The sequence below is a fragment of the Denitratisoma sp. genome (genome assembly GCA_032027165.1).
In the GTDB taxonomy this organism is placed as follows: domain Bacteria; phylum Pseudomonadota; class Gammaproteobacteria; order Burkholderiales; family Rhodocyclaceae; genus Desulfobacillus.
This window is the reverse complement of sequence record JAVSMO010000001.1, coordinates 2,777,693-2,799,000: the sequence shown is the minus strand read 5'-3', so window position 1 is coordinate 2,799,000 and position 21,308 is coordinate 2,777,693. Positions and strand designations below refer to the sequence as shown.

The window sequence follows — 21,308 nt, the reverse complement described above, 5'->3', positions numbered from 1 at the left end:
CCGGCGCCGGCGCTGTTACGCTTGCCGGCCTATGGCTATCGACTATCTCACCCGGATCCTCAATGCGCGGGTCTACGACGTGGCGATCGAATCGCCGCTCGAACCGGCGCCGAACCTCTCCGCGCGGCTGCACAACACCCTGCTGCTCAAGCGCGAGGACATGCAGGAAGTGTTCTCCTTCAAGCTGCGCGGCGCCTACAACAAGATGGCGCACCTGCCGCCGGCGGCCTTGAAGCGCGGCGTCATCACCGCCTCGGCCGGCAATCACGCCCAGGGCGTGGCGCTGGCGGCGCAGCGGCTGGGCTGCAAGGCGGCGATCGTCATGCCGGTGACGACGCCGCAGATCAAGATCGACGCCGTGGCGGCGCGCGGCGCCGAGGTGGTGCTGGCGGGCGATTCCTACGACGAGGCCTACAGGGCGGCGCTGGAACTGGAGAAGAAGCGCCGGCTGACCCTCGTGCACCCCTACGACGATCCCGAGGTGATCGCCGGCCAGGGCACCATCGGCATGGAGATCCTGCGCCAGTACACAAAGCCGATCCACGCCATCTTCGTTCCCATCGGCGGCGGCGGGCTGATCTCCGGCATCGGCGCCTATGTGAAGCGCCTGCGGCCGGACATCAAGGTGATCGGCGTCGAGCCGGTGGAAGCCGACGCCATGGCGCGCTCGCTTGCCGCCGGCCACCGCGTGCGTCTTTCCCAGGTCGGCCTGTTCGCCGACGGCGTGGCGGTGAAGCAGGTCGGCGAGGAGACCTTCCGCCTGTGCAAGGAAGTGGTCGACGACGTGATCCTGGTCGACACCGACGCCATCTGCGCCGCCATCAAGGACGTCTTCGAGGACACGCGTTCGATCCTCGAGCCGGCCGGCGCGCTGGCCATCGCCGGTGCCAAGGCCTGGGCGGCGCGGCACAGGCTGCGCAATGAAACGCTGGTGGCGGTGGCTTCAGGCGCCAACACCAACTTCGACCGCCTGCGCTTCGTCGCCGAGCGCGCCGAGGTCGGCGAGCACCGCGAGGCGGTGCTGGCGGTGACGATTCCCGAGACGCCGGGCAGCTTCAGGAAGTTCTGCAGCCTGCTCGGCGCGCGCAACATCACCGAGTTCAACTACCGCTTCGCCGACCCGCGCGAGGCCCACGTTTTCGTCGGCGTCCAGGTGGGCAGCCGGGCGGAGTCGCTCAAGCTGGTGGAGGCCCTGCGCCGCCACGGCCTCGACACGCTCGACCTGACCGAGGACGAGATGGCCAAGCTGCATGTGCGCCACATGGTCGGCGGCCACGCTCCCGTGGAGAACGAGCTGATCTACCGCTTCGAGTTCCCCGAGCGGCCGGGTGCGCTGATGAAGTTCCTCAACAGCATGAGCGCCAGCTGGAACATCTCGCTGTTCCACTACCGCAACCACGGCGCCGACTACGGCCGTGTGCTGGTGGGCATGCAGGTGCCGCCGCGCGAAAAGGCGACCTTCCGCGCCTTCCTGAAGGACCTCGGCTACGCCAACTGGGACGAAACGAAAAACCCGGCCTACAAGATGTTTTTGGGCTGAAGCCGCCCGGCTTCGACTGAAAATACGCCCGCTTCCGTGACGATGAAGTCCATCGGCAGGTCATGGGCCTGCGGCCGGATGCTGTCGATGCGCGCCAGTTCGAAGCCGATGCCGACGGCGCGCGGGCGGGGGGAGCGCGCGGCCAGGCTGCGGTCGAAATAGCCGCCGCCGTAGCCGAGCCGATAGCCGCCTGCGTCGAAGGCGTTGAGCGGCATGAGGATGGCGTCGGGCTGCAAGATTTCGCCCCGCGCCGGGATGTGGATGCCGTAGCGGTCCTCGATCATTTCGCTGTGCGGCGCCCATTCGCGGAATTCCAGCGGCAATCCGTTGTCCACCACCACCGGCAGGCAGGCGCGCAGGCCGCGCGGCAGGCGCGCCGCAACCAGGGCGCGGGCGTCGAATTCGCCGCGGAACGGCCAGCAGAAGGCGAGCACGGCGGGATTCAGGGCGTCAACCAGCGCACCCAGGTGGCGTTCTATCTGGCGCGACAGCTGCGCATGCAGTTCGGCAGGCAGCGCCTCGCGCGCTGCGATGAGGCGGTTGCGCAGGGCGTTGCGGAAGCTGCGGAGCGCATCTGCGGCGGCAGGGTCGGTCATGGACGGTGTGCTATCCTGAAATACGAAAGCGATGGTGGGCAGTTTGAAGCAACTATATCGAATGAAGCGGCTGCTGTGCGCCCTGGCGCTGGCAGCCATGGTGCCGGCACTCCATGCCGCCGCGTCGCCGGACGACCGCGTGCTGGCCGCGAAGGACGCCGTCCAGCGCGGCGACCGCGCCAAGCTGGCCAAACAGCTCGAGGCGGTGCGCGGCCATGAACTCGAGCCCTATGTCGAATACTGGCTGCTGCGCCTGCGCCTGGAAGAGGCCGGCGCCGACGAGTTGCGCGGCTTCCTTTCCCGCCAGGCCGGCAGCTACCTGGCCGACAAGCTGCGCGGCGAATGGCTGAAGGTGCTCGGCAAGCGCCGCGAGTGGGATGCCTTCGACGCGGAGTATCCGCCGCTCGTCCAGCCCGACCAGGAAATCACCTGCTACGCCCTGCAGAACCGCCTGCGCCTGGCCGACCTCGGCGCGCTGGAGGAAGCGCGGCCGATGTGGTTCGCCGCCGCCGAGCTGCCCGAGGCCTGCGTGCCCGTCATGGAGCAGCTGATCGCCGACAAGCGCCTCGGCACCGACGACATCTGGGAGCGGATGCGCCGCCTGCTCGAAGCGAAGAAGCTCGGCGCGGCGAAAACCACCGCGGCCTATCTGCCGGCCAGCCAGGCGCCCTCCGCCAAGACCCTCGATGCGATCGCCGACAAGCCGATGCGCCACCTGGCCCTGCTGCCGTCCGGCTTCGCCGCGAGCCGCCAGGGCCGAGAAATGGCGCTGTTCGCCGTGCAGCGCACCGCCCGCATCGATCCCGTCCAGGCGGCCCTGCAGTGGGAGGGCATCAAGGACAGGTTCTCCGCGGCGGATCGCGGCTACATCTACGGCCAGCTCGGCTGGCAGGCCGCCCTGAGGCACCTGCCGGAGGCGGCCGGCTGGTATGCCCTGGCCGGCAACGCCCCCCTCACCGAGGAACAGCTGGCCTGGAAGGCGCGCGTCGGACTGCGGGCGCTCAACTGGCCGCTGGTGCACGAGGCGATCGAGCAGATGCCGAAGGCCCTGCAGGCGCAGCCGGACTGGATCTACTGGCTCGGCCGCGCCCATGAGGCGCTCGGCCGGCAGGAGGAGGCGCGGGCGCTCTATCGGCGGATTGCCGGCCAGCCGAACTTCTACGGCAACCTCGCCGACGACGAACTCGGCCGTCCCATCATGCCGCCGCCCCTGCCGCAAAAGCCGGCCGGCGAGGAAGTGAAGGCCGTCGCCGCCCTGCCGGGCATCCGTCGCGCCCTCGCCCTGTTCCGCATCGACATGCGCCTCGAGGGCATCCGCGAGTGGAACTGGACCCTGCGCGGCATGGACGACGGGAAACTGCTGGCGGCGGCGGAGCTCGCCCACCGGCACGAGATCTTCGACCGCGCCATCAACACCGCCGACCGCACCCTGGCCCAGCACGATTATTCGATGCGCTACCTGGCGCCGTTCCGCGAGCACGTCGAGCCGAAGGCCAAGGCGCTGCAGCTCGACGAGGGCTGGGTCTACGGCCTGATGCGGCAGGAGAGCCGCTTCATCACCAACGCCAAGTCGGTGGTGGGCGCCAAGGGCCTGATGCAGCTGATGCCGAAGACCGCCAGCTGGGTGGCGAAGAAGATCGGCCTCAAGGACTACCACCACGGGCGCACGAACGACACCGACGTCAACGTCACGCTCGGCACCAACTACCTGAAGATGGTGCTCGACGAGCTGGACAGCCATCCGGTGCTGGCCTCCGCCGCCTACAACGCCGGGCCGGGCCGGGCGCGCAAGTGGCGCGATGCCGTCCGGCCGATCGAGGGCGCCATCTACGCCGAGACGATCCCTTTCAACGAGACGCGCGACTACGTCAAGAAGGTGATGAGCAACGCGGTGTACTACTCGGCCCTGTTCGACGGCCAGCCGCAGTCCCTCAAGCGCCGGCTCGGCACCATCGCGCCGAAGAACGGCGACGCGCCGAAGATCGAAGACCTACCGTGACTGCTTGATCGCCAGCACCGCCTGGTTGCGCAGCGCGCGCAGCATGGAGAGGACGTTCTCCGGGATCACCAGCTCGCCGGCGCGTGCCTTGTCGGCGTAGATCAGCCCGACCGGTGCGTTCTTGATCACCAGCGGGAAGAGGATGAAGGTCTCCGCCGCCACGGTCTTGCCGAACCATTCCGGGATGTGGCCGCTGATCTTCGGGTCGCGAATGTCGGAGATGAGGATGTCGGCGCCGCGCGAGAGGGCCACGTCGAAGATGTCCTTCCTGCCGCCGAGGGGGAAGCGGAAGCGGCGAATGATCTCCTCGATCTCCGGGCCGAAGCCGAACTTGGCCGCCATGCTGTTGCTGCGCGCATCCTTGATGCACAGCAGGACGTGCTGGAAGCCGATGCCGCGGTACATGGTCTCGATGATGATGCGCAGGATGTCGGCGAGGGCATAGTCCCCCACCAGCGAGCCGGTGATGTCCTGGATGCCGGCGTTGAGGATGGCCTGGGCTTCTTCCAGGCTGGGGCCGGCTGCCTCCTCGCCGGCCGGCGCCGGGAGCGCCTCGGCAGGCAGCGCCGCCGCGACTGCTGTCCGCGTCAGGTTGCCCGGGATGCTGGAGATGACCGCCGCGTCCGTCCCGGCTGCCGCCCCCCTCTCCGGCTGCTGGCCGCTCCAGGCGCCGATCTGCCGGCCGAGCGTGCTCTGCTGCAGGTTGAGGCGGATGGCCGCCGTGTAGTTGACGACCTCTTCGAGCGAGTGCTTGACGGTCTGCTGGAGCTGCTCGTTATCGAAGGGGATGCTGTCGCCGAAGCGCCGGCTGATCTTCAGCAGTTCCTCTTTCTGCCTTTCCGCCGGCACCTGCTCGAATACCGCGCACAACTGGTCGGAGAGGCCGGCCAGCACGCGCAGCTTCTCGTTGGGATGGGCCGACTTCTTCACGCTCCCTTCGGGCAGCCGGCGCATGCTGCCGACCATGCTGTCCGGAAAACCCCAGCTGCGCGCCACGCCGATGCCCAGCTCCTCGTAGGAGATGCCGAGCACCCGGGCCGAGGCGGCGGCCTCGCTGCCGCCCGACTGGGCGAGGTGCTTGCGGATCTCGACGGTCTCGTCGGGGAAATAGTAGTAGGCGAGCATGCGGCCGAGGTTGTGGAACATCGAGCAGATGAAGGCTTCCTCGAAGTCCTTCACCATGCCCTTCTTCGCCATGTCGCGCGCCAGGATGCCGCTCATGATGGCGCGCACGAACTCTTCGCGCAGCTGTGCCGCCTGCCCCTTGTTCTGCAGGTGCTCCATCAGGATCAGCGAGGTGGCGATGCTGCGCACCGTGCCGAAGCCGAGGATCATGACGGCGCGCGAGATGGTGCTGATGGTGCCGCCGCCGGCCTGCTTGTAGAACGCCGAGTTGACCAGGCGCATCAGCTTGTTGGTGAGGGCGACGTCCTTGAGGATGGTGTTGGAGAGCGAGGAGACGCTTTCCTGGTCCGAGGCGGCGAGCCGGTTGATGGTCGAAATCGCCTCGGAGAGGGCCGGGAAATCGCTCTTGTGGCGCATGCGGCGCAGGAGGAAATCCAGCGTGGACTGCTTGCCGCCTTCGCTCGGCCTGGCGGAGGACTCCTCTTCCTGCGGCGTCAGCCAGGCCTTGAGGGCGGCGCGCAGGGCCGCGACGTCGGGATAGCGCGCGGCGGTGTCCATCGCGGTGGCCTTCAGGATGATGTCGCCGAGGCGGTCGTCCGCCACGCCGGCGGCTTCAGGCGGCAGGCGGATCGGCTCGGTGGACATGCGATGCAGCACGGTCAGCACGCTCTTGCCGCTGACCACCGGCCTGCCGGTGAGCAGCTCGCACAGGATCAGGCCGGCGGAGAAGACGTCCGACTGCACGCTGGCCTGGCCCTCGTTGATGCATTCCGGCGCCAGGTAGGCCGGCGTGCCGAGGATGCCTTCGCTGATGCCGGGCGTGCCGTCCTGGTTGACGCGCACGGCGATGCCGAAGTCCATCACCCGCGGCACGCCGTCGGCGTTGAGCAGGATGTTGGACGGCTTCAGGTCGCGGTGGATGATGCCGTGGCGATGGGCATGTTCGACGGCGTCGAGGATCGGCAGCATCAGCTCGACGGCGCGCGGCGCCGGCATGCCTCCCGTCTCGCGCAGCTGCTCGGCCAGGTTGCGGCCCTCGACGTACTCGAACACCAGGTAGGGGTCGCCGTCCTGCTCGCCGGCATCGAAGATCGGCACGATGTTGGGATGGCGCAGCCGGCTGACCGTGCGCGCCTCTTCCATCAGACCCCGCTTGCGCGCCTCGTCGCGGCTGTCCAGGTGCAGCGACTTGATGGCCACTTCGCGCTGCAGCTGCGGATCGTGGGCGAGATAGACCACGCTCTGCGCGCCCGTGCCGAGGACGCGGAGGATGTCGAATTTGCCGATTTTCTTCGGCATGGGCGCGGGATTTCTCATTTTCTCTGCAACGGCGGGCCTGCAATAAGCACTGCAGCATGTAATAACGCCGCGTCCGGGCCGGACTTGAGATTAAAATGCGGGGACCCGTACAGGCTCCTTTGCGCTGCACCGTTAAACAGCATGAATACAAAGAAAATTCTCCTGATCGGCGGCTCCGGCTTTTTGGGCGGCCATGTGGTGCGGCAGCTTGCCGCGCAAGGCCATCGTCTGACCGTGCCGACGCGGCACCGCGAGCGCGCCCGGCACTTGCTCGTCCTGCCTACCGTCGAGGTGGTCGAAACCAATGTGCACGACGACGCCTGCCTGGCCGGACTGGTTGCCGGACAGGACGCGGTGATCAATCTGGTCGGTATCCTGCACAGCCGCTACGGCCTGCCTTACGGACCGGATTTCGCCCGGGCGCATGTCGAGTTGCCCAGGCGGATTGCGGCCGCCTGCCGTGCCGCCGGCGTGCGCCGGGTCGTCCATGTCTCCGCCCTCAACGCCGATCCGAAGGGTCCCAGCCAGTACCTGCGCTCGAAGGGCGACGGCGAGGCCGCGCTGCGCGAAGCCGGCGCGGCGCTCGACCTGACGATCTTCCGGCCCTCGGTGATCTTCGGTGCGGACGATTCCTTCCTCAACCTGTTCGCCGCCCTGCAGCGCAGCTTTCCGCTGATGCCGCTGGGCAACACGCAGGCGCGCTTCCAGCCGGTGTACGTCGAGGACGTGGCGCGGGCCGTCGTCGCCAGCCTCGATCGCCGCGACGCCTTCGGCCAGGCGTATTGCTGTTGCGGGCCGCGCGTCTATACCCTGGCCGAGCTGGTGCGCTACGTCGGCGAGCAGATCGGCTGCCGCCGGCCGATCGTCGCCCTGCCCGAGGCGCTGGCGCGCATCCAGGCCGGCCTGCTCGAGTTGCTGCCGAACCCGCCGATGTCGGTGGACAACCTCGATTCGATGGACGTCGACAGCGTCTGTAGCGGAGGCGAGTCGCTGCCCTTCGGCGCCACGCCGGTGGCGCTCGAGGCGGTGGCGCCGGAATACCTCGGCGCCAGCACGCCGCGCTACCGCTTCTACGGCTATCGCGTCAAAGCCCGCCGCTGAGCACATGAAGACCTACGTCGTCGGCGGCGCGGTGCGGGATCGGCTGCTCGGCCTGCCCGTGCAGGACCGCGACCATGTCGTCGTCGGCGCCACGCCGGAGGCGATGCTGGCGCGCGGCTTCAAGCCGGTCGGCAAGGACTTCCCCGTCTTCCTGCATCCCGAGACGCACGAGGAATACGCCCTGGCGCGCACCGAGCGCAAGACGGCGCCCGGCTACAAGGGCTTCGTCTTCCACGCCGCGGCCGACGTGACGCTGGAGGAAGACCTTGCCCGGCGCGACCTCACCATCAACGCCATCGCCGAGGCCGAAGACGGCACGCTGGTCGATCCCTTCGGCGGCCGGGCCGACCTGGCTGCCCGCGTGCTGCGCCACGTCGGCCCGGCCTTCGCCGAGGATCCCGTGCGCGTGCTGCGCGTGGCGCGCTTCGCCGCGCGCTTCGCCGATTTCCACGTGGCCGAGGAGACCCTCGCCCTGATGCGCCTGATGGCGGACAACGGCGAGGTCGACCACCTGGTGCCCGAGCGCGTCTGGCAGGAGCTCGCGCGCGGCCTCATGGAGGCGCGGCCCTCGCGCATGCTCGCCGTGCTGCGCGAATGCGGCGCGCTGGCGAAGATCCTGCCCGAGCTCGACCGCCTGTTCGGCGTGCCGCAGCCGGCCGAGCACCATCCCGAGATCGACACCGGCGCCCACGTCCTGCGCGTCGTCGACCAGGCGGCGGCGCGGCATTTCCCGCTGCCGGTGCGCTGGGCCGCCCTGCTGCACGACCTCGGCAAGGGCGCCACGCCGCGTGCCGAGTGGCCGCACCACCATGGCCACGAGGCCACCGGCGCGGCGCTCGCCGAAGCCGTCTCGGAGCGCCTGCGCGTGCCGGCCGACTGCCGCGACCTTGCCGTGCTGGCGGCGCGCGAGCACGGCGTCATCCACGACGCCGCCCAGTTGCGTCCCACCACCGTGGTCAAGCTGCTCGAGCGCGCCGACGCCCTGCGCCGCCCCGAGCGCTTCGGCCAGCTGCTGGAAGCCTGCGAGTGCGATTTCCGCGGCCGCCCCGGCTGGGAGGACCGGCCCTGGCCGGCCGGCGACACCCTGCGGCGCGCCCTGGTCGCCGTGCAGGGCGTGGACGCCGGCGCCATCGCCGCCGCCACCGCCGACAAGGCGCGCATTCCCGAGCGCATCCACGAGGCGCGGGTGGCCGCGGTGCGCCACGCGCCGTCCTGCGCGGACTGACTTTTCATGCGAAAGCCCCTGCTCCCCCTGCTGCTCTGCCTGCTGGCCGGCGCCTCCTCTGCACTGGCGCAGGCGCCCGCCGCGGAGGCGCCTCCCGCCGCGCAGGAGCAGGCGGCCCCCGCCGCCCCGGTGCGCAGCGTCGAGGAGGAACTGGCGGCGCTGCGGCCGGTGCTGATCGGCAAGCGCTACCTGGAGCAGGCGCGCAAGCGCCTCGCCGTGCAGCTGGCGAAGATCGGCCGCGAGATGGGCAACCCTGAAACCTGGTTCGAGGACAACGCCCTGGTGACGAGCGACTTCATCGCCGACGTGCGCATCATGTACGCCCTCGAATTCAAGGAAGGCGCCCAGCTGGTCTCCTACGGCATGATGAAGTCCTGGGGCATGGACATCGACCGGCTGCACCAGCGCGCCCTGGCCAACCTCGATCGCGCCCACGGCGAGATCGCCGTCAAGCAGGTCGGCAAGCTGCCCTGGCTGTATGTCATCGAGACGGAGGACGGCTATGCCGCCAGCCGCGTGCTCCTGCACTGGCGCTGGGCGGAACTGACGCTGAAGCTGGGCGACAGCCTCATCCTCGGCATGCCGACGCGGGACGTCGTGGTGTTCACCGCCGTCCTGGAGCCGGAGAAGATCGGGCAGCTGCGCGAGACCGTCGAGACGGTGGAGCGCCACCAGGGCCGGCCCGTCTCGCGCAAGCTGTTCCAGTGGACGCCGCAGGGCTGGCAGGAATTCGGCGGGACGCTAGACCAGCCGGTACAGCAGGGTGGCGAGCAGGGACAGCAGCAGGGTGGTGCCGAAGGGAAAGTGGTAGAGGCGCCCGCGAAAGCGGAAGCTGACGTCCCCCGGCAGGCGGCCGATGCGCAGGAAGGCGGCCAGCCGCGGCAGGAAAACGCCGGCGATGAAAACCGTCACCAGCAGGGCGATCAGCCACTTCAGCATCGGGAATGAGGAAAGGACAGCAATGATCGAACTATACACATGGGGCACCCCCAACGGCCGCAAGGTCTCCATCATGCTCGAGGAGTGCAGGCTGCCCTACCGCGTGCACAAGATCGACATCACCCAGGGCGAGCAATTCGCGCCGGCCTTCGTCGCCATCAACCCGAACGGCAAGATCCCGGCCATCGTCGATCCCGACGGCCCCGATGGCAAGCCGATGAAGATGATGGAATCCGGCGCCATCCTTGTCTACCTCGCCGGCAAGACCGGGCGCTTCCTGCCCGCCACCGACCGCGGCAAGTACGAGGCCCTGCAGTGGCTGATGTTCCAGATGGGCGGCGTCGGCCCGATGTTCGGCCAGACCCACCACTTCCTGCGCTACGCGCCGGAGAAGGTCGACTACGCCATCGGCCGCTACACGCGCGAGACGGCGCGGCTCTACGGCGTGCTCAACGCGCGGCTCGGCAAGCACGAATACCTCGCCGACGAATACTCCATCGCCGACATCGCCACCTTCCCCTGGGTGGCGCGCCACGAGTGGCATGAGGTGGCGCTGGCCAGCTACCCCCACGTCCTGCGCTGGTTCAAGGCCATATCCAACCGCCCGGCCGTGCAGCGGGGCATGGCCGTGCCGAAGTGAGCGGAGCCCGTTTCAGCGGGCTGGAGGTCATCAGCCGCCAGCCCCCGGCCAAAGTCAGTCCCCGCAACACGCCGCTGCTCTTCCTCCATGGCGCCTATGCCGCCGCCTGGTGCTGGGACGAGCATTTCCTGTCCTTCTTCGCCGAACGCGGCTATGCCTGCCATGCGCTGAGCGTGTCCGGCCACGGCGCCTCGCCCGGCCGCGAGCGGCTCGACAGCTTCGGCATCGACCACTATGTGCGCGATGTCGCGGCGGTGGCCGAACAGCTGCCCGCCGCGCCGGTGCTGATCGGCCATTCCATGGGCGGCATGGTGGCGCAGAAATACCTGGAACAACATGAAGCGGCCGGTGTTGTGCTGATGGCCTCGGTGCCGCCGCAGGGGCTGTGGGCGGCTGCCCTCGGCCTGGCCTTCCAGAAACCCGGCCTGATGAACGACCTCAACCGCCTGCTCGGCGGCGGCCAGGTGGCGCTCGACACCCTGCGCACCGCCATGTTCGCCCAGCCGGTGACGAAGGAAGACCTGGCGCGCTGGTACAAGCGCATGCAGCCCGAGTCGCACCGCGCCATCTGGGACATGACCCTGTTCAACCTGCCGCTGAAGAGCCGCATGAACCTGCCGTCCCTGCTGGTGCTGGGCGCCGAGCACGACAGCCTGATCCCGCCCTCCCAAGTCGAGATGACTGCCCGCCACTACGGCGTCGAGGCGGAGATCTTCGAGGGCATGGGCCACGGCCTCATGCTCGAACTGGGCTGGCGGCAGGTGGCCGAGCGCATCCTCGGCTGGCTGGGCGAGCAGGGCCTTTAGAAACCCTTTCGCTTGCAAGGCGATTCCCGCCAAAAAATTTCCGCCGGCGTTCAACCTTTTCCGTTTCCCGCCGTTATCCAAGTTGACGTCCCGATGCACGAGACGCACTGCGCGGAGGTCATCATGGTCATCTATACGGATATGAGCACGGGGAAGAAAATCATCGAGCTGCGCGAAGAGTATGGCGAGGAGGTGCTCCTCTCCAACTGGCTGCCGCGGCCCGAAGTCGGCCTGGCGCTGCAGGAAGCGGTTCCGGCGCGGCATGAAAGCCGCGACGCCGAGCGGGACGCCGAAGCCTTCCTGCGCAACGTCTACCTCTGCCAGGAGTAGACGGGTTTTCCCGACCCATTGTGGCGGCGCCCGCCGCTACAATGGCGGCATGACTTCATCCCTCGAACGCCGCTCCGCCTACCCGCATTTCCTCGCCATCCCCACCCGCTGGATGGACAACGACGTCTACGGCCACGTCAACAACGTCGTCTATTACTCGTACTTCGACACCGTCATCAACGAATACCTGATCCGCGAAGGCGGGCTGGACATCCGCGACGGCGCGGTGGTCGGCTACTGCGTCGAGTCCAGCTGCCGCTACCACCGCCCGGTGGCCTTTCCCGAGACGATCGACGCCGGCCTGCGCGTCGCCCACCTGGGCAATTCCTCGGTGCGCTACGAGATCGGCCTCTTCCGCCAGGGCGAGGACAAGCCGGCGGCGCAGGGCCATTTCGTGCATGTCTTCGTCGACCGCGCGAAGGACAAGCCGACCGCCATCCCGGAGAAGATCCGCGCCTGCCTGGAAAAACTGGTCCTCGAGTAGGACGGATTCCTACGGCAGAATCAGATCAACCCAAGGCCGTGCCGGGTCGTTAACCCATTCAAGCAGTCGGAGGACGCAAGGCGTTGCGGCGGGTGCGGGCGGGTGTCCCGGCAGCCTGATCGCTGAAGGTTGAATCGGCCGCGGCAAATCCTTGCGTCTTTCCTCGCTGCATCGCAGGGTGGCGATTTACCGTTCTCTCAAACTCTCGTCCTTATACTGCAACAAGGGGCTGAGGAAATACTCGATTACCCGCCGCTGTGCGGTTTTCACCTCGACCGTCACCGCCATGCCCGGCGAGAGATTGACCGTCTTGTTTTCCACCCGGATGGTTGAACGCGCGAGATTCACCCGCGCAGGGAAGATCAGTCCCCGCTTTTCGTCATTCACCGCATCGCTCGAGACATGGGTCACCTTGGCCTCGATGGTGCCGTACTTGGTGAACGGGAAAGTCTCGATCTTCACCACCGCCGTTTGGCCCGCGTTGACGAAGCCGACGTCCTTGTTTTCCACATAGGCCTCCACCTCGATAGGGTTGTCCTTCGGCACGATCACCATCAGCGGCTGAGCCGGCGTCACGACGCCACCCACTGTATGCACCGCCAACTGCTGCACCGTGCCGTCGACCGGGGCGGTCAGCGTCATCAGCCGGCCCCGGGTCTCAGCCTTGACCAGCTCATTGCCATAACCGGTGGCTTTCTGTTCCGACTCATTCAGGCTGTCGAGGGCCATGCGACGAGCCTCGGCCACCAAAGCTGCGCGCTGGCCGCGCGCTTCCTGCAACGAGGCAGCCAGTTCTTTCAGGCGGCTCTTCTGGGTGGCCAGATCGGCCTCCTGCTCGATGCGAGCCTGTTCTTTCTCCAAGTAGCCGTGTTTTGAGATGAAATTCTTTTCCACCAGATCCTTGAAGTCCTGGGCGCGCTGGCGGGCGATGGGAGCGGTCTGTTCGAGCTTGCGGACGATCTCGCGGGTAGAGGCGAGTTCCGCCTCGCGCCTGGCGATGTCGGCATCGATGCGAGCAAGCTTCGCCTGGTATTCGTCGAACTGGCCGTCGAGGATGCGCTGCTCCTTGGTCAGCCTGCCGTCTGCCACTTCGGGCAGCCGCTCCAGCGCCGGCGACTTGCCGGAGGCGATGGCGGCCAGCATCGCCCGGGCGCGGGCAGCCTGAAGACGGGCTGTCGTCAGATCGTTGTCCAGGCGTGCACTGTCCGCCGTGGCGGCGGTGGCGTCCAACTCGATCAGCACGTCCCCAGCCTTGACGACCTGTCCGTCGCTGACCTTGATCGCCTTGACCGTCGCCGTCTCGATGGGCTGGATGACCTTGGTGCGGTCGTTGGGCACGATCTTGCCCGGGGCGGTGGCCACCACATCGATATGTCCGAACACCGCCCAGAGCAGCGCGATCAGGGCGAAGCACAGGATCAGCCACATGGCGATGCGCGGCGCGGGCGACACCGGCGTTTCCTGCAACTCCAGGGCCGCCGGCAGAAACTGCGCCTCGTGCGGCAGACGTGGCCGCGGGTCGAGGGCTTTCCGTTCGCGCCAGGCGTGACGGAAGGCCGCTCCGTAGCGCTTAAGGAGATCGAGAGCGGCGTGAAGCCTCAAGACCGGGCTCATGGTTCAAGCTTGTTGCAAACGGTGCAGTCGTGAATAGTGTCCAGCCTCATGAGCGAGCAGTTCGGCATGGGTGCCCTGCTCGACGATCTGCCCGCGGTCGAGCACGACGATGCGGTTGGCGTCGCGCACGGCGGAAAGCCGGTGGGCGATGATGATCACCGTGCGGCCCTTGCAGATGGCCTTCATGTTGTTCTGGATCACCCGCTCCGACTCGTAGTCCAGGGCGCTCGTCGCCTCGTCGAAAATGAGGATGCGCGGGTTGGTGATGAGCGCCCGGGCGATGGCGATCCGCTGTCGCTGGCCACCGGATAGGGTCGCGCCGTGCTCGCCCACCACCGTGTCGTAGCCCTCCGGCAGTTCCAGGATGAACTCGTGGGCGCCGGCCAGTTTCGCCGCGCCGATCACCGCCTCAATCGGAATGCCGGGATCCGACAATGCGATGTTTTCGCGGATGCTGCGGTTGAAGAGCATGTTCTCCTGCAGCACGACGCCGGTCTGCCGGCGCAGGCTGGAGCTGTCGGCCATGGCCAGGTCCACGCCGTCGATCAGCACCCGGCCGCGCTCCGGCACGTACAGACGCTGCACCAGCTTGGCCAGCGTGCTCTTGCCGGAGCCTGAGCGGCCGACGATGCCGATGACCTCGCCCGGCTCCACGGCGAGACTGATGCCGCGCAGCACTTCGGGGGCATCCGGCCGGTAACGGAACACCACCTGGTCAAGTTCGATCCGGCCGATCAGGGGCGGCAGGGTGCTGCGGTTGGCATTGGCTACCTCGGTGCGGGCGTTGAGAATGTCCCCCAACCGCTGTACCGAGATGCCAGTCTGCTGGAAGTCGGTCCACAGCTGGGCCAGGCGCATGACGGGCTGGGCAACCCTTCCGGCCAGCATGTTGAAGGCGATCAACTGTCCGACCGTGAGTTCGCCGCCGATGACAAGACGTGCGCCCAACCACATGGTCGCCACCGTCACCAGCTTGCCGATCAGCGACACGCCCTCGTGCGCGAGGATTCCTAGGGCCGATGTACGGAAGCCGGCGGCGACGTAGGCCGCCTGCTGGTTGTCCCAGCGCCGCGTCATTTGCGGCTCGACCGCCATGGACTTCAGGGTGTCGATGCCGTTGATGGTCTCCACCAGAAAGGCCTGGTTCTCCGCGCCGCGGTTGAACTTCTCGTGAAGTCGCGCGCGCAGCAGCGGCGTGACGAGCAGGGAAAGGATCAGGTAGCACGGCAGGGACAGCACGACGACCAGCGTCAGCCAGCCGCTGTAGAGCAGCATGACGCCGATGAACACCACCGAGAAGAACAGGTCCAGCACCAGGGTGATGGCGTTGCCGGTAAGGAACTGGCGGATGTGCTCCAGCTCGCGCACCCGCGCCACGGTGTCGCCGACCCGCCGCGCCTGGAAGTAGGCGAGCGGCAGGTTCAAAAGGTGCCGGAAGAGCCGCGCGCTCAGCTCGACGTCGATGCGGCTGGTGGTGTGGGCGAAGACGTAACTCCTTAGCCCCGAGAGCGCCACCTCGAAAACGATCACCACCAGCAGGCCGAAGGCGATCACGTCCAGGGTGGTGAGTCCCCGATGGACCAGCACCTTGTCCATCACCACCTGAAAGAAGAGCGGCGTAACCAGGGCGAAGAGTTGCAGGGCGAAGGAGACCAGAAAGACCTCGCCCAGCAGCCTCCTGTATTTGACTATCGCCGGGACGAACCAGGTGAAATCGAATCTGGCGAGTTCTCCCGCCAGCGAAGCGCGCGAGGCGAAGAGGATCAGCTCGCCGTTCCAGCGGGCGACAAAATCGGCCTGGGAGAGGACTTGCGGCCGTTTGACGCGAGGGTCCTGGACCAGCACCTGGTCGCCATCGATCCTGGCCAGGATGAAAAACCGCCCATCTCTGTCTGAAGCCAGTGCCGGCAAAGGAGTGCGTTCGAGCCGTATCCAGTCGCTGCGCATCGCCTTGGCCTTGAGGCCGATGGATTTGGCGGCGAGCAGGATCTGAGCCGTGCCGAAGGGCCTACCCGGTTCCTTGAATTCGTGCGCGAGTTGATCGGGGTCGGCCGCCACGCCGTGGAATCGGGCGAGCATGGCCAATCCGATCAGGCCGGTGTCGGTCTCCTGGGCGGCGCCAGAGGCCTGTTCTGTGGCAGCCTCATCAGTTATGAGGGCAAAGGGCGGTGTCTGATCGGTCATGGGGAACCCCCGCCCCCGGGCGGGGGCAAGGTAGATCGCTGTTACTGCCAGTTGGCCGCGATGACCGGGTTCAGGGCATCCTGATAATTTTGCGGCAGCGTGGTCTGGCCTGCGGCCGGCGGCGAGAAGGCGGCCATCGCCTGGACGAGGTTTTCGACCTGGGTATCCAGCAGCAGGCGATTATCGGCCGTCCTGAACTGTTCGACATGATAGGCCGAACCGGAGTACCAGTTCTGGATTGTCATCCTGTCTGAAGTGCCGATGATGCTGACTTCAAGATTCGATCCGACGTGGCGGAACCAGAGCTGGTCGACAGCGACATCCGCGCCAATCAGCACCGAGTCGGTATTCCCTGCGGTGGAATCGTTTTCATAGGCCGTATCGGCTCCGGCGCCCCTGCCCATCAGGTAAGTGTCGGAGCCGGCCCCGCCGGCAACATAATCGCTGCCCGCCCCGCCGTCCAGGACATCGTTGCCGTTGTTGCCATAGACGTAGTCATTGTCGGCGCCGCCACTGACTGTATCGTTGCCGTCACCACCGGACAGATTATCCGCGCCCGCTCCGCCGTCGATCGTATCGTTGCCCGCACCGCCGGAAACGGAGTCATTGCCCCCCGCAGCGGCGATCACGTCGGCCGTTGCGTACCCGGTCAGGGTTTGGGCCGTATCGTTGCCTGCGAGCGCCAGCAGCTTGAGGGCGACCTTGTCCCAGATGGTGCCGTCGGCAAAGCGGACTTGCTCCAGAGCATAGGCGCTATTGCCGTCGTTGTCGAAGAACGAGCGGACGGTAACCCGATCCATTGTGCCGGCGATCGACAGCAGGAGGTCGGTTCCGCTGCGCGTGATTCCGATATCGCTCGGAAGGATGTCAGAACCGAACTCCAGCACATCGGTCTTGCCTGTGCTGGTGTCGTAATTGTAGACCACGTCTTGTCCCGAGCCACGCGTGAACACGTAAGTGTCGGACCCCGCATCCCCCTGCAGATAATCGTTTCCGATGCCGCCATCGAGACGATCGCTTCCGCTCCCGGCATAAACCGTATCGTTGCCCGTGCCGCCGCTGATCACGTCATTGCCATTGTCTCCGCGCAAAGAGTCGGCGCCGTCCCCGCCATCGATCGTATCGTTGCCGTCGTAACCGTTTATTACGTCGTTGCCCCCCAGGCCGTTGATAACGTCGGCCGTCGCGTAGCCGGTCAAGGTCTGTGCAGTGTCGTTTCCGGCGATGGCCAGTAATTTGATCGTGGCCTTGTTCCAGGTGGTGCCGTCGGCGAACCGGATTTGTTCCAGCGCATAGGCGCTGTTGCCGTCGTTGTCGAAGAACGAGCGTACTGTCACTCGATCGGAGGTTCCGGCGATCGACAACACCAGATCGGTGCTGCTGCGCGTGATGGCAATGTCGCCGGGCAGGATGTCGGCGCCGAATTCCAGCGCATCGGTCTTGCCCGTGCCGGTGTCGTAGTTCTGGACCACGTCCTGACCGTATCCGCGCCCGAACGCATAGGTATCGGAGCCGGCATCCCCCTGCAGGTAGTCGTTTCCGGTTCCACCGTCGAGCCGATCGTTGCCGTTGCCGGCATAGATGGTATCGTTGCCCATCCCGCCGTAGATCAAGTCGTTGCCATTTTCGCCGCGCAGATTGTCTGCACCATCCCCGCCATCGAGCGTATCGTTGCCGTCTCCGGCGCTGATCTGATCGTTGCCGCCCTCCGCATAGATAATGTCGGCGCCTGCAGTGCCGATGATTGTGTCCGCACCCGCAGTGCCTTGCAGGAACATGCTGAGCATGGCGGTTCTACTCCAGACAGTGCCGTTGGCGAACCGGACCTGATCCAGCGCATATCCGCCATTGCCGTCATTTTCGAAGAAGGAGCGAACCGTAACCCGGTCAGAAGTACCGGAGATGGTCATTACCAAATCCGCCCCGTTGCGAGCGAGCATGATGTCGGCCGGTAGAATGTCCGCACCGAACTCCAGTGCATCAGTCTTGGCCGTCTCGGTGTCGTAGTTGTAGACTACGTCCTGGCCGTAGCCTCGCCCGAACACGTAGGTGTCGGAGCCTGCATCCCCCTGCAGGTAGTCGTTTCCGGTTCCGCCGTCCAGGCGGTCGTCGCCATCGCCCGCGTAGATGATGTCGTTGCCAGCCCCGCCGTAGATCGAGTCGCTGCCGTTTTCTCCGCGCAGCGAGTCGTCTCCGTCGTCACCGTCGATCATGTCGTTGCCGTCATTGCCGCTGATCACGTCGTTGCCGTCCAGGCCGTTGATCACGTCGGCCGTCGCATAGCCCGTCAGGGTCTGCGCCGTGTCGTTGCCGGCGATTGCCAGTGCCAAAAGCGTGGCGTTGTTCCAGGTCGTACCATCGGCGAACCTGACCTGCTCAAGGGCATAGGCGGTGTTGCCGTCGTTATCGAAGAACGAACGGACCGTCACCCTGTCCGTGGTTCCGGCAATCGACAGCACAAGGTCGGTGCTGCTGCGCGTGAGGACGATGTCGGCCGGCAATATGTCCGCGCCGAACTCCAGCGCATCGGTCTTGCCCGTCCCGGTATCGTAGTTGTAGATCACGTCCTGGCCCGAGCCGCGCACGAACACGTAGGTGTCGGAGCCGGCGTCCCCCTGCAGGTAGTCGTTTCCGGTTCCGCCGTCCAGGCGGTCGTCGCCATCGCCCGCATAGACAACGTCGTCGCCAGAATCCCCATTTATAATGTCGTTGCCGGTGCCGCCAGTGACATTATCATCGCCAGCGCCGGCATCGACTGTGTCGCCACTTCCGTAGCCGATGATGTGATCGGCGGCATCCGTACCCTGCAACAGCATCGCCTTGATGGTCTCGATGTCCCACACGGTGCCGTCAGCAAACACAATCCGCTCCAGCCTGTAGTGCGGATCGGTTCCGTCTAGGGAGAAATAATCCAGAATCCGCAGCGTGTCCGTCGTGCCGTCGATGCTCAGCACCAGATTCGAGTCGGAGCGGCTCACCGTTACCTGCGAAGGCAGGACGTCCGCCGCGAAAACCACTGCATCCACCTTGTCCGGCGTCGTGTCGTTGACGGTGTGGTTGCTGATGACATCGGAGCCGAACCCCCTGCCGAACAGATAGGTATCCGAGCCGTTTTCGCCGGTCAGAAAATCGTTGCCGGCGCCCCCGCTCAGGGTGTCGTCGCCGTTGCCCGCACAAATGGCGTCTGCACCGTCGCCGCCGAACAGGACGTCATCGCCCCTGTCGCCATACAGCGTGTTGTCTCCGGCACCGGCCACGATGATGTCGTCCGTGGCGCCGCCCCGTCCGGTAAATCCGGCCTGGCCCTCGATGGAAACATGGAATTCGTCATAGACGGCCTGCAGTTCGGCGCCGATCGGCAGGATGCGCATGTACCCTTCCATCATCGCCTGCCCTTCCCAGCCCATTCCCCGCAGCATATTGCCGGCATGGCGGTTGAACTCGATCAGGTCGCTGATGCCCTGCGCCGCATTGGCGGCAATCCTGTCGTGGAAGGCCTGGGTGACTGTGGTGAAATCGAAGCGGATGCCGTTCTCGTCGATGACCAGCTGGATCTGGTCGAGCAGGCTCGCGAATCGCGTCTGAACGATCAGGGCCGAATACACCGATTCCCTCAAAGCCTCATAGCTCTGGTTGAGCAGATCGAGTTGTCCTTGGCTATAGCTGATGAGGAGCGTGCCGACGCCGCCGCTTATTTCGGAATAGTTCTCGCCGGTGCGTACGGTCAGGCCTTCGAGTGCGGACTGACCCGTCTGCGTCTGTTCCGGCAGGCTGAAAAAATAGCGGCCGTTGAAGGCCTCCAGGATGTGGATGCGCTGGTTCCAATGCGCGATGAGGTCGCGGTAGCTCTCATCGAGCCGGTTGGTCAGCGACAAGTCCTCGCCGAGCGTCACATAGGTGGCGTCGTTGTCGCCATAGGGGTTGCCCGAGCCGTCGACCAATGCAACATGAACGCTGCGCCGCACGGCGCCGAAGGCCATGTAGCGGAAGCGGTACTGGGTGGTGCGCTCCTCCAGCCGCTCGGCCATCTGGGAAGTATCGGCCCAGGCATCGAGCACCTGGTCGAGCAGCGCCAACTGCGCGGCCCGGGTGGGCGCGGCGGCGTACTGCGCCAGCAGCGAGGCGAGTGCAGCAGACTGGCTGGCCGCCTCGCGCAGATCGCGCACCAGGCCCGAGCCCTGCATGTCGGGCAGGTTCTGCGCCTCCGGCGTGAGCGGAACGCTGTCCGGGAACTGCCTATGAAAAGTGTCATCGGCCAGATTCACGTCGGCCATCTGCCCGGTCTGGGCCAGCGTGCCGGTGCTGCCGTCGCTCCTGACGTAGGTGCCGAGGTCCGCCACCTGGTTGCCGTTGGGCAGTATCCGGGTGTGCTCGGTGGCGGCGACATTGAGGGTGGCGATGCCCAGGCTGTCGAGCGTGAAAAGCTCGCCGCTCTGCGAGACCCCGTCCTGGTTGAGGTCGCGCCAGACGCGCAGGGCGCTCCAGTTCGCATCCAGGCTGTCCACCCGACCATCGATATTGGTATCTTCCTGGGCGAGGGCGGCGAAGCCGTCAAGGGCGTTGCCGCCCGAAGCCAGCGGAGTGGAGTCGCCGAAAAGTTCGCGGCCGGAGTCGATCTGGCCGTTGCCGTTCCTGTCGAGGACGAGGAAGCCGTCGTCGCCGCTCACCCAGCCGGTGCCGCTGGCTACACCGTCGCCGTCGTGGTCGAAGAGGACGCCGGCGGCAACCCCGACTGTCTCCAGGCCGTCGCCGTCGAGGTCGAGGGTCAGGGGGTCGCGGCGGGGGAGGACGAGTTGGGCGGAGTCGAAGCGGGTGTTTTCATCTGGGTGCAATAAATCGTAGAGCTGAAGCCCAAGATGTTGATCATTTATCCAATCAATAGCATCTCCGATGCCAACACCAGCAGCAACCCCATAAGCTTTTGAAAAGGCTTCCCACTCAGCGATTCGCCCTGAGACAGCCAGACCGAGACGCAGCATCGAAAACCCTACGCGTAAACTTCCAGCAACTGCAATACCAAGTGAAACTTCAGCAGCAAGCTTTGCGATTGCAGCAGCTTTCTCGACAGGATCATCAGTCGAAAAATACTTATCTATTGCTTGGCCCCAACTGCTAACCTCCTCAATCTTGGAGATAAATTCGACTGCTTTAAGATATAGCGACATATAGCCCTCTAAATGAAAAAGCGATATACCAAGTACGCATTTACTGAAAGCAAGATAAATGCATTGATAATTTCAGATGTTCGACCACACGCAGAGAAATAGGCCAAGCCTAAGTACAAAATTGGTGTTGTTAGAACTGAGAAAATACTTAACTCGATAATCTTATTGCCGTATAGGTCACTTACCGCCCCGGGAAACAGAGTTCTGCTAGTGGCAACGTAAGCGAAAGCAAGACATGCCAATCCAACAATGAGGTATGCG

14 protein-coding genes are annotated in these 21,308 nt (G+C 65.9%); 9 read left to right on the top strand and 5 right to left on the bottom strand.

Going from position 1 to position 21,308, the window contains the following annotated elements; genetic code table 11:
* The first annotated feature begins 31 nt into the window (after positions 1 to 31).
* Positions 32 to 1,540, top strand: coding sequence for a threonine ammonia-lyase, biosynthetic (gene ilvA / locus ROZ00_13655; GenBank protein ID MDT3737268.1), 1,509 nt, complete (start codon positions 32 to 34; stop codon positions 1,538 to 1,540).
* Here the strand turns inward: ilvA and ROZ00_13650 are convergent.
* Positions 1,519 to 2,136 (bottom strand): 5-formyltetrahydrofolate cyclo-ligase, encoded by a 618-nt coding sequence (locus ROZ00_13650; GenBank protein ID MDT3737267.1) that lies wholly within the window; start codon positions 2,134 to 2,136, stop codon positions 1,519 to 1,521. The two genes, ilvA and ROZ00_13650, sit on opposite strands and share 22 nt — an antisense overlap.
* Positions 2,137 to 2,197: 61 nt before the next feature.
* Between ROZ00_13650 and ROZ00_13645 the strand changes: the two genes are divergently transcribed.
* A complete protein-coding gene (locus tag ROZ00_13645) occupies positions 2,198 to 4,135 on the top strand; it encodes a transglycosylase SLT domain-containing protein (GenBank protein ID MDT3737266.1) in 1,938 nt (645 codons plus the stop codon).
* Here the strand turns inward: ROZ00_13645 and ROZ00_13640 are convergent.
* Entirely contained in the window at positions 4,127 to 6,559 is a 2,433-nt protein-coding gene (locus ROZ00_13640) for an HDOD domain-containing protein (protein MDT3737265.1), read from the bottom strand. The genes ROZ00_13645 and ROZ00_13640 overlap by 9 nt on opposite strands.
* A 141-nt stretch (positions 6,560 to 6,700) precedes the next feature.
* Here ROZ00_13640 and ROZ00_13635 point away from each other — a divergent pair, with 141 nt between their 5' ends.
* The 7 genes from ROZ00_13635 (at position 6,701) to ROZ00_13605 (ending at position 12,084) form a co-directional block, all read left to right on the top strand.
* Entirely contained in the window at positions 6,701 to 7,660 is a 960-nt protein-coding gene (locus tag ROZ00_13635) for a complex I NDUFA9 subunit family protein (GenBank protein MDT3737264.1), read from the top strand.
* Between the two features lie 4 nt (positions 7,661 to 7,664).
* Positions 7,665 to 8,885, top strand: a complete 1,221-nt coding sequence (locus ROZ00_13630) for a multifunctional CCA addition/repair protein (protein MDT3737263.1) — start codon at positions 7,665 to 7,667, stop codon at positions 8,883 to 8,885.
* A 6-nt stretch (positions 8,886 to 8,891) separates the two neighbouring features.
* A complete protein-coding gene (locus tag ROZ00_13625; protein MDT3737262.1) occupies positions 8,892 to 9,833 on the top strand; it encodes a DUF1444 family protein in 942 nt (313 codons plus the stop codon).
* A gap of 13 nt (positions 9,834 to 9,846) precedes the next feature.
* Entirely contained in the window at positions 9,847 to 10,464 is a 618-nt protein-coding gene (locus ROZ00_13620) for a glutathione S-transferase N-terminal domain-containing protein (protein ID MDT3737261.1), read from the top strand.
* Complete coding sequence (locus ROZ00_13615) at positions 10,461 to 11,270, top strand: alpha/beta fold hydrolase (GenBank protein ID MDT3737260.1); 810 nt, start codon at positions 10,461 to 10,463, stop codon at positions 11,268 to 11,270. The genes ROZ00_13620 and ROZ00_13615 overlap by 4 nt, the downstream gene beginning before the upstream one ends.
* Positions 11,271 to 11,393: 123 nt before the next feature.
* Positions 11,394 to 11,600 carry a hypothetical protein gene (locus ROZ00_13610; protein ID MDT3737259.1) on the top strand — a complete coding sequence of 69 codons (207 nt, stop codon included), beginning with the start codon at positions 11,394 to 11,396 and terminating at the stop codon, positions 11,598 to 11,600.
* Between the two features lie 49 nt (positions 11,601 to 11,649).
* Complete coding sequence (locus ROZ00_13605; protein MDT3737258.1) at positions 11,650 to 12,084, top strand: thioesterase family protein; 435 nt, start codon at positions 11,650 to 11,652, stop codon at positions 12,082 to 12,084.
* Positions 12,085 to 12,270: 186 nt separating this feature from the next.
* On the opposite strand, the gene ROZ00_13600 is transcribed toward ROZ00_13605, so the two are convergent.
* From ROZ00_13600 to ROZ00_13590, 3 genes are read right to left on the bottom strand one after another with little or no spacing between them, the layout of a single operon-like run.
* Positions 12,271 to 13,698: an HlyD family type I secretion periplasmic adaptor subunit gene (locus ROZ00_13600; protein MDT3737257.1), complete on the bottom strand. Its 1,428-nt coding sequence runs from the start codon at positions 13,696 to 13,698 to the stop codon at positions 12,271 to 12,273.
* A gap of 3 nt (positions 13,699 to 13,701) precedes the next feature.
* A complete protein-coding gene (locus ROZ00_13595) occupies positions 13,702 to 15,882 on the bottom strand; it encodes a type I secretion system permease/ATPase (GenBank protein MDT3737256.1) in 2,181 nt (726 codons plus the stop codon).
* A 41-nt stretch (positions 15,883 to 15,923) separates the two neighbouring features.
* Entirely contained in the window at positions 15,924 to 20,861 is a 4,938-nt protein-coding gene (locus ROZ00_13590) for a calcium-binding protein (protein ID MDT3737255.1), read from the bottom strand.
* Between the last annotated feature and the right edge of the window lie 447 nt (positions 20,862 to 21,308).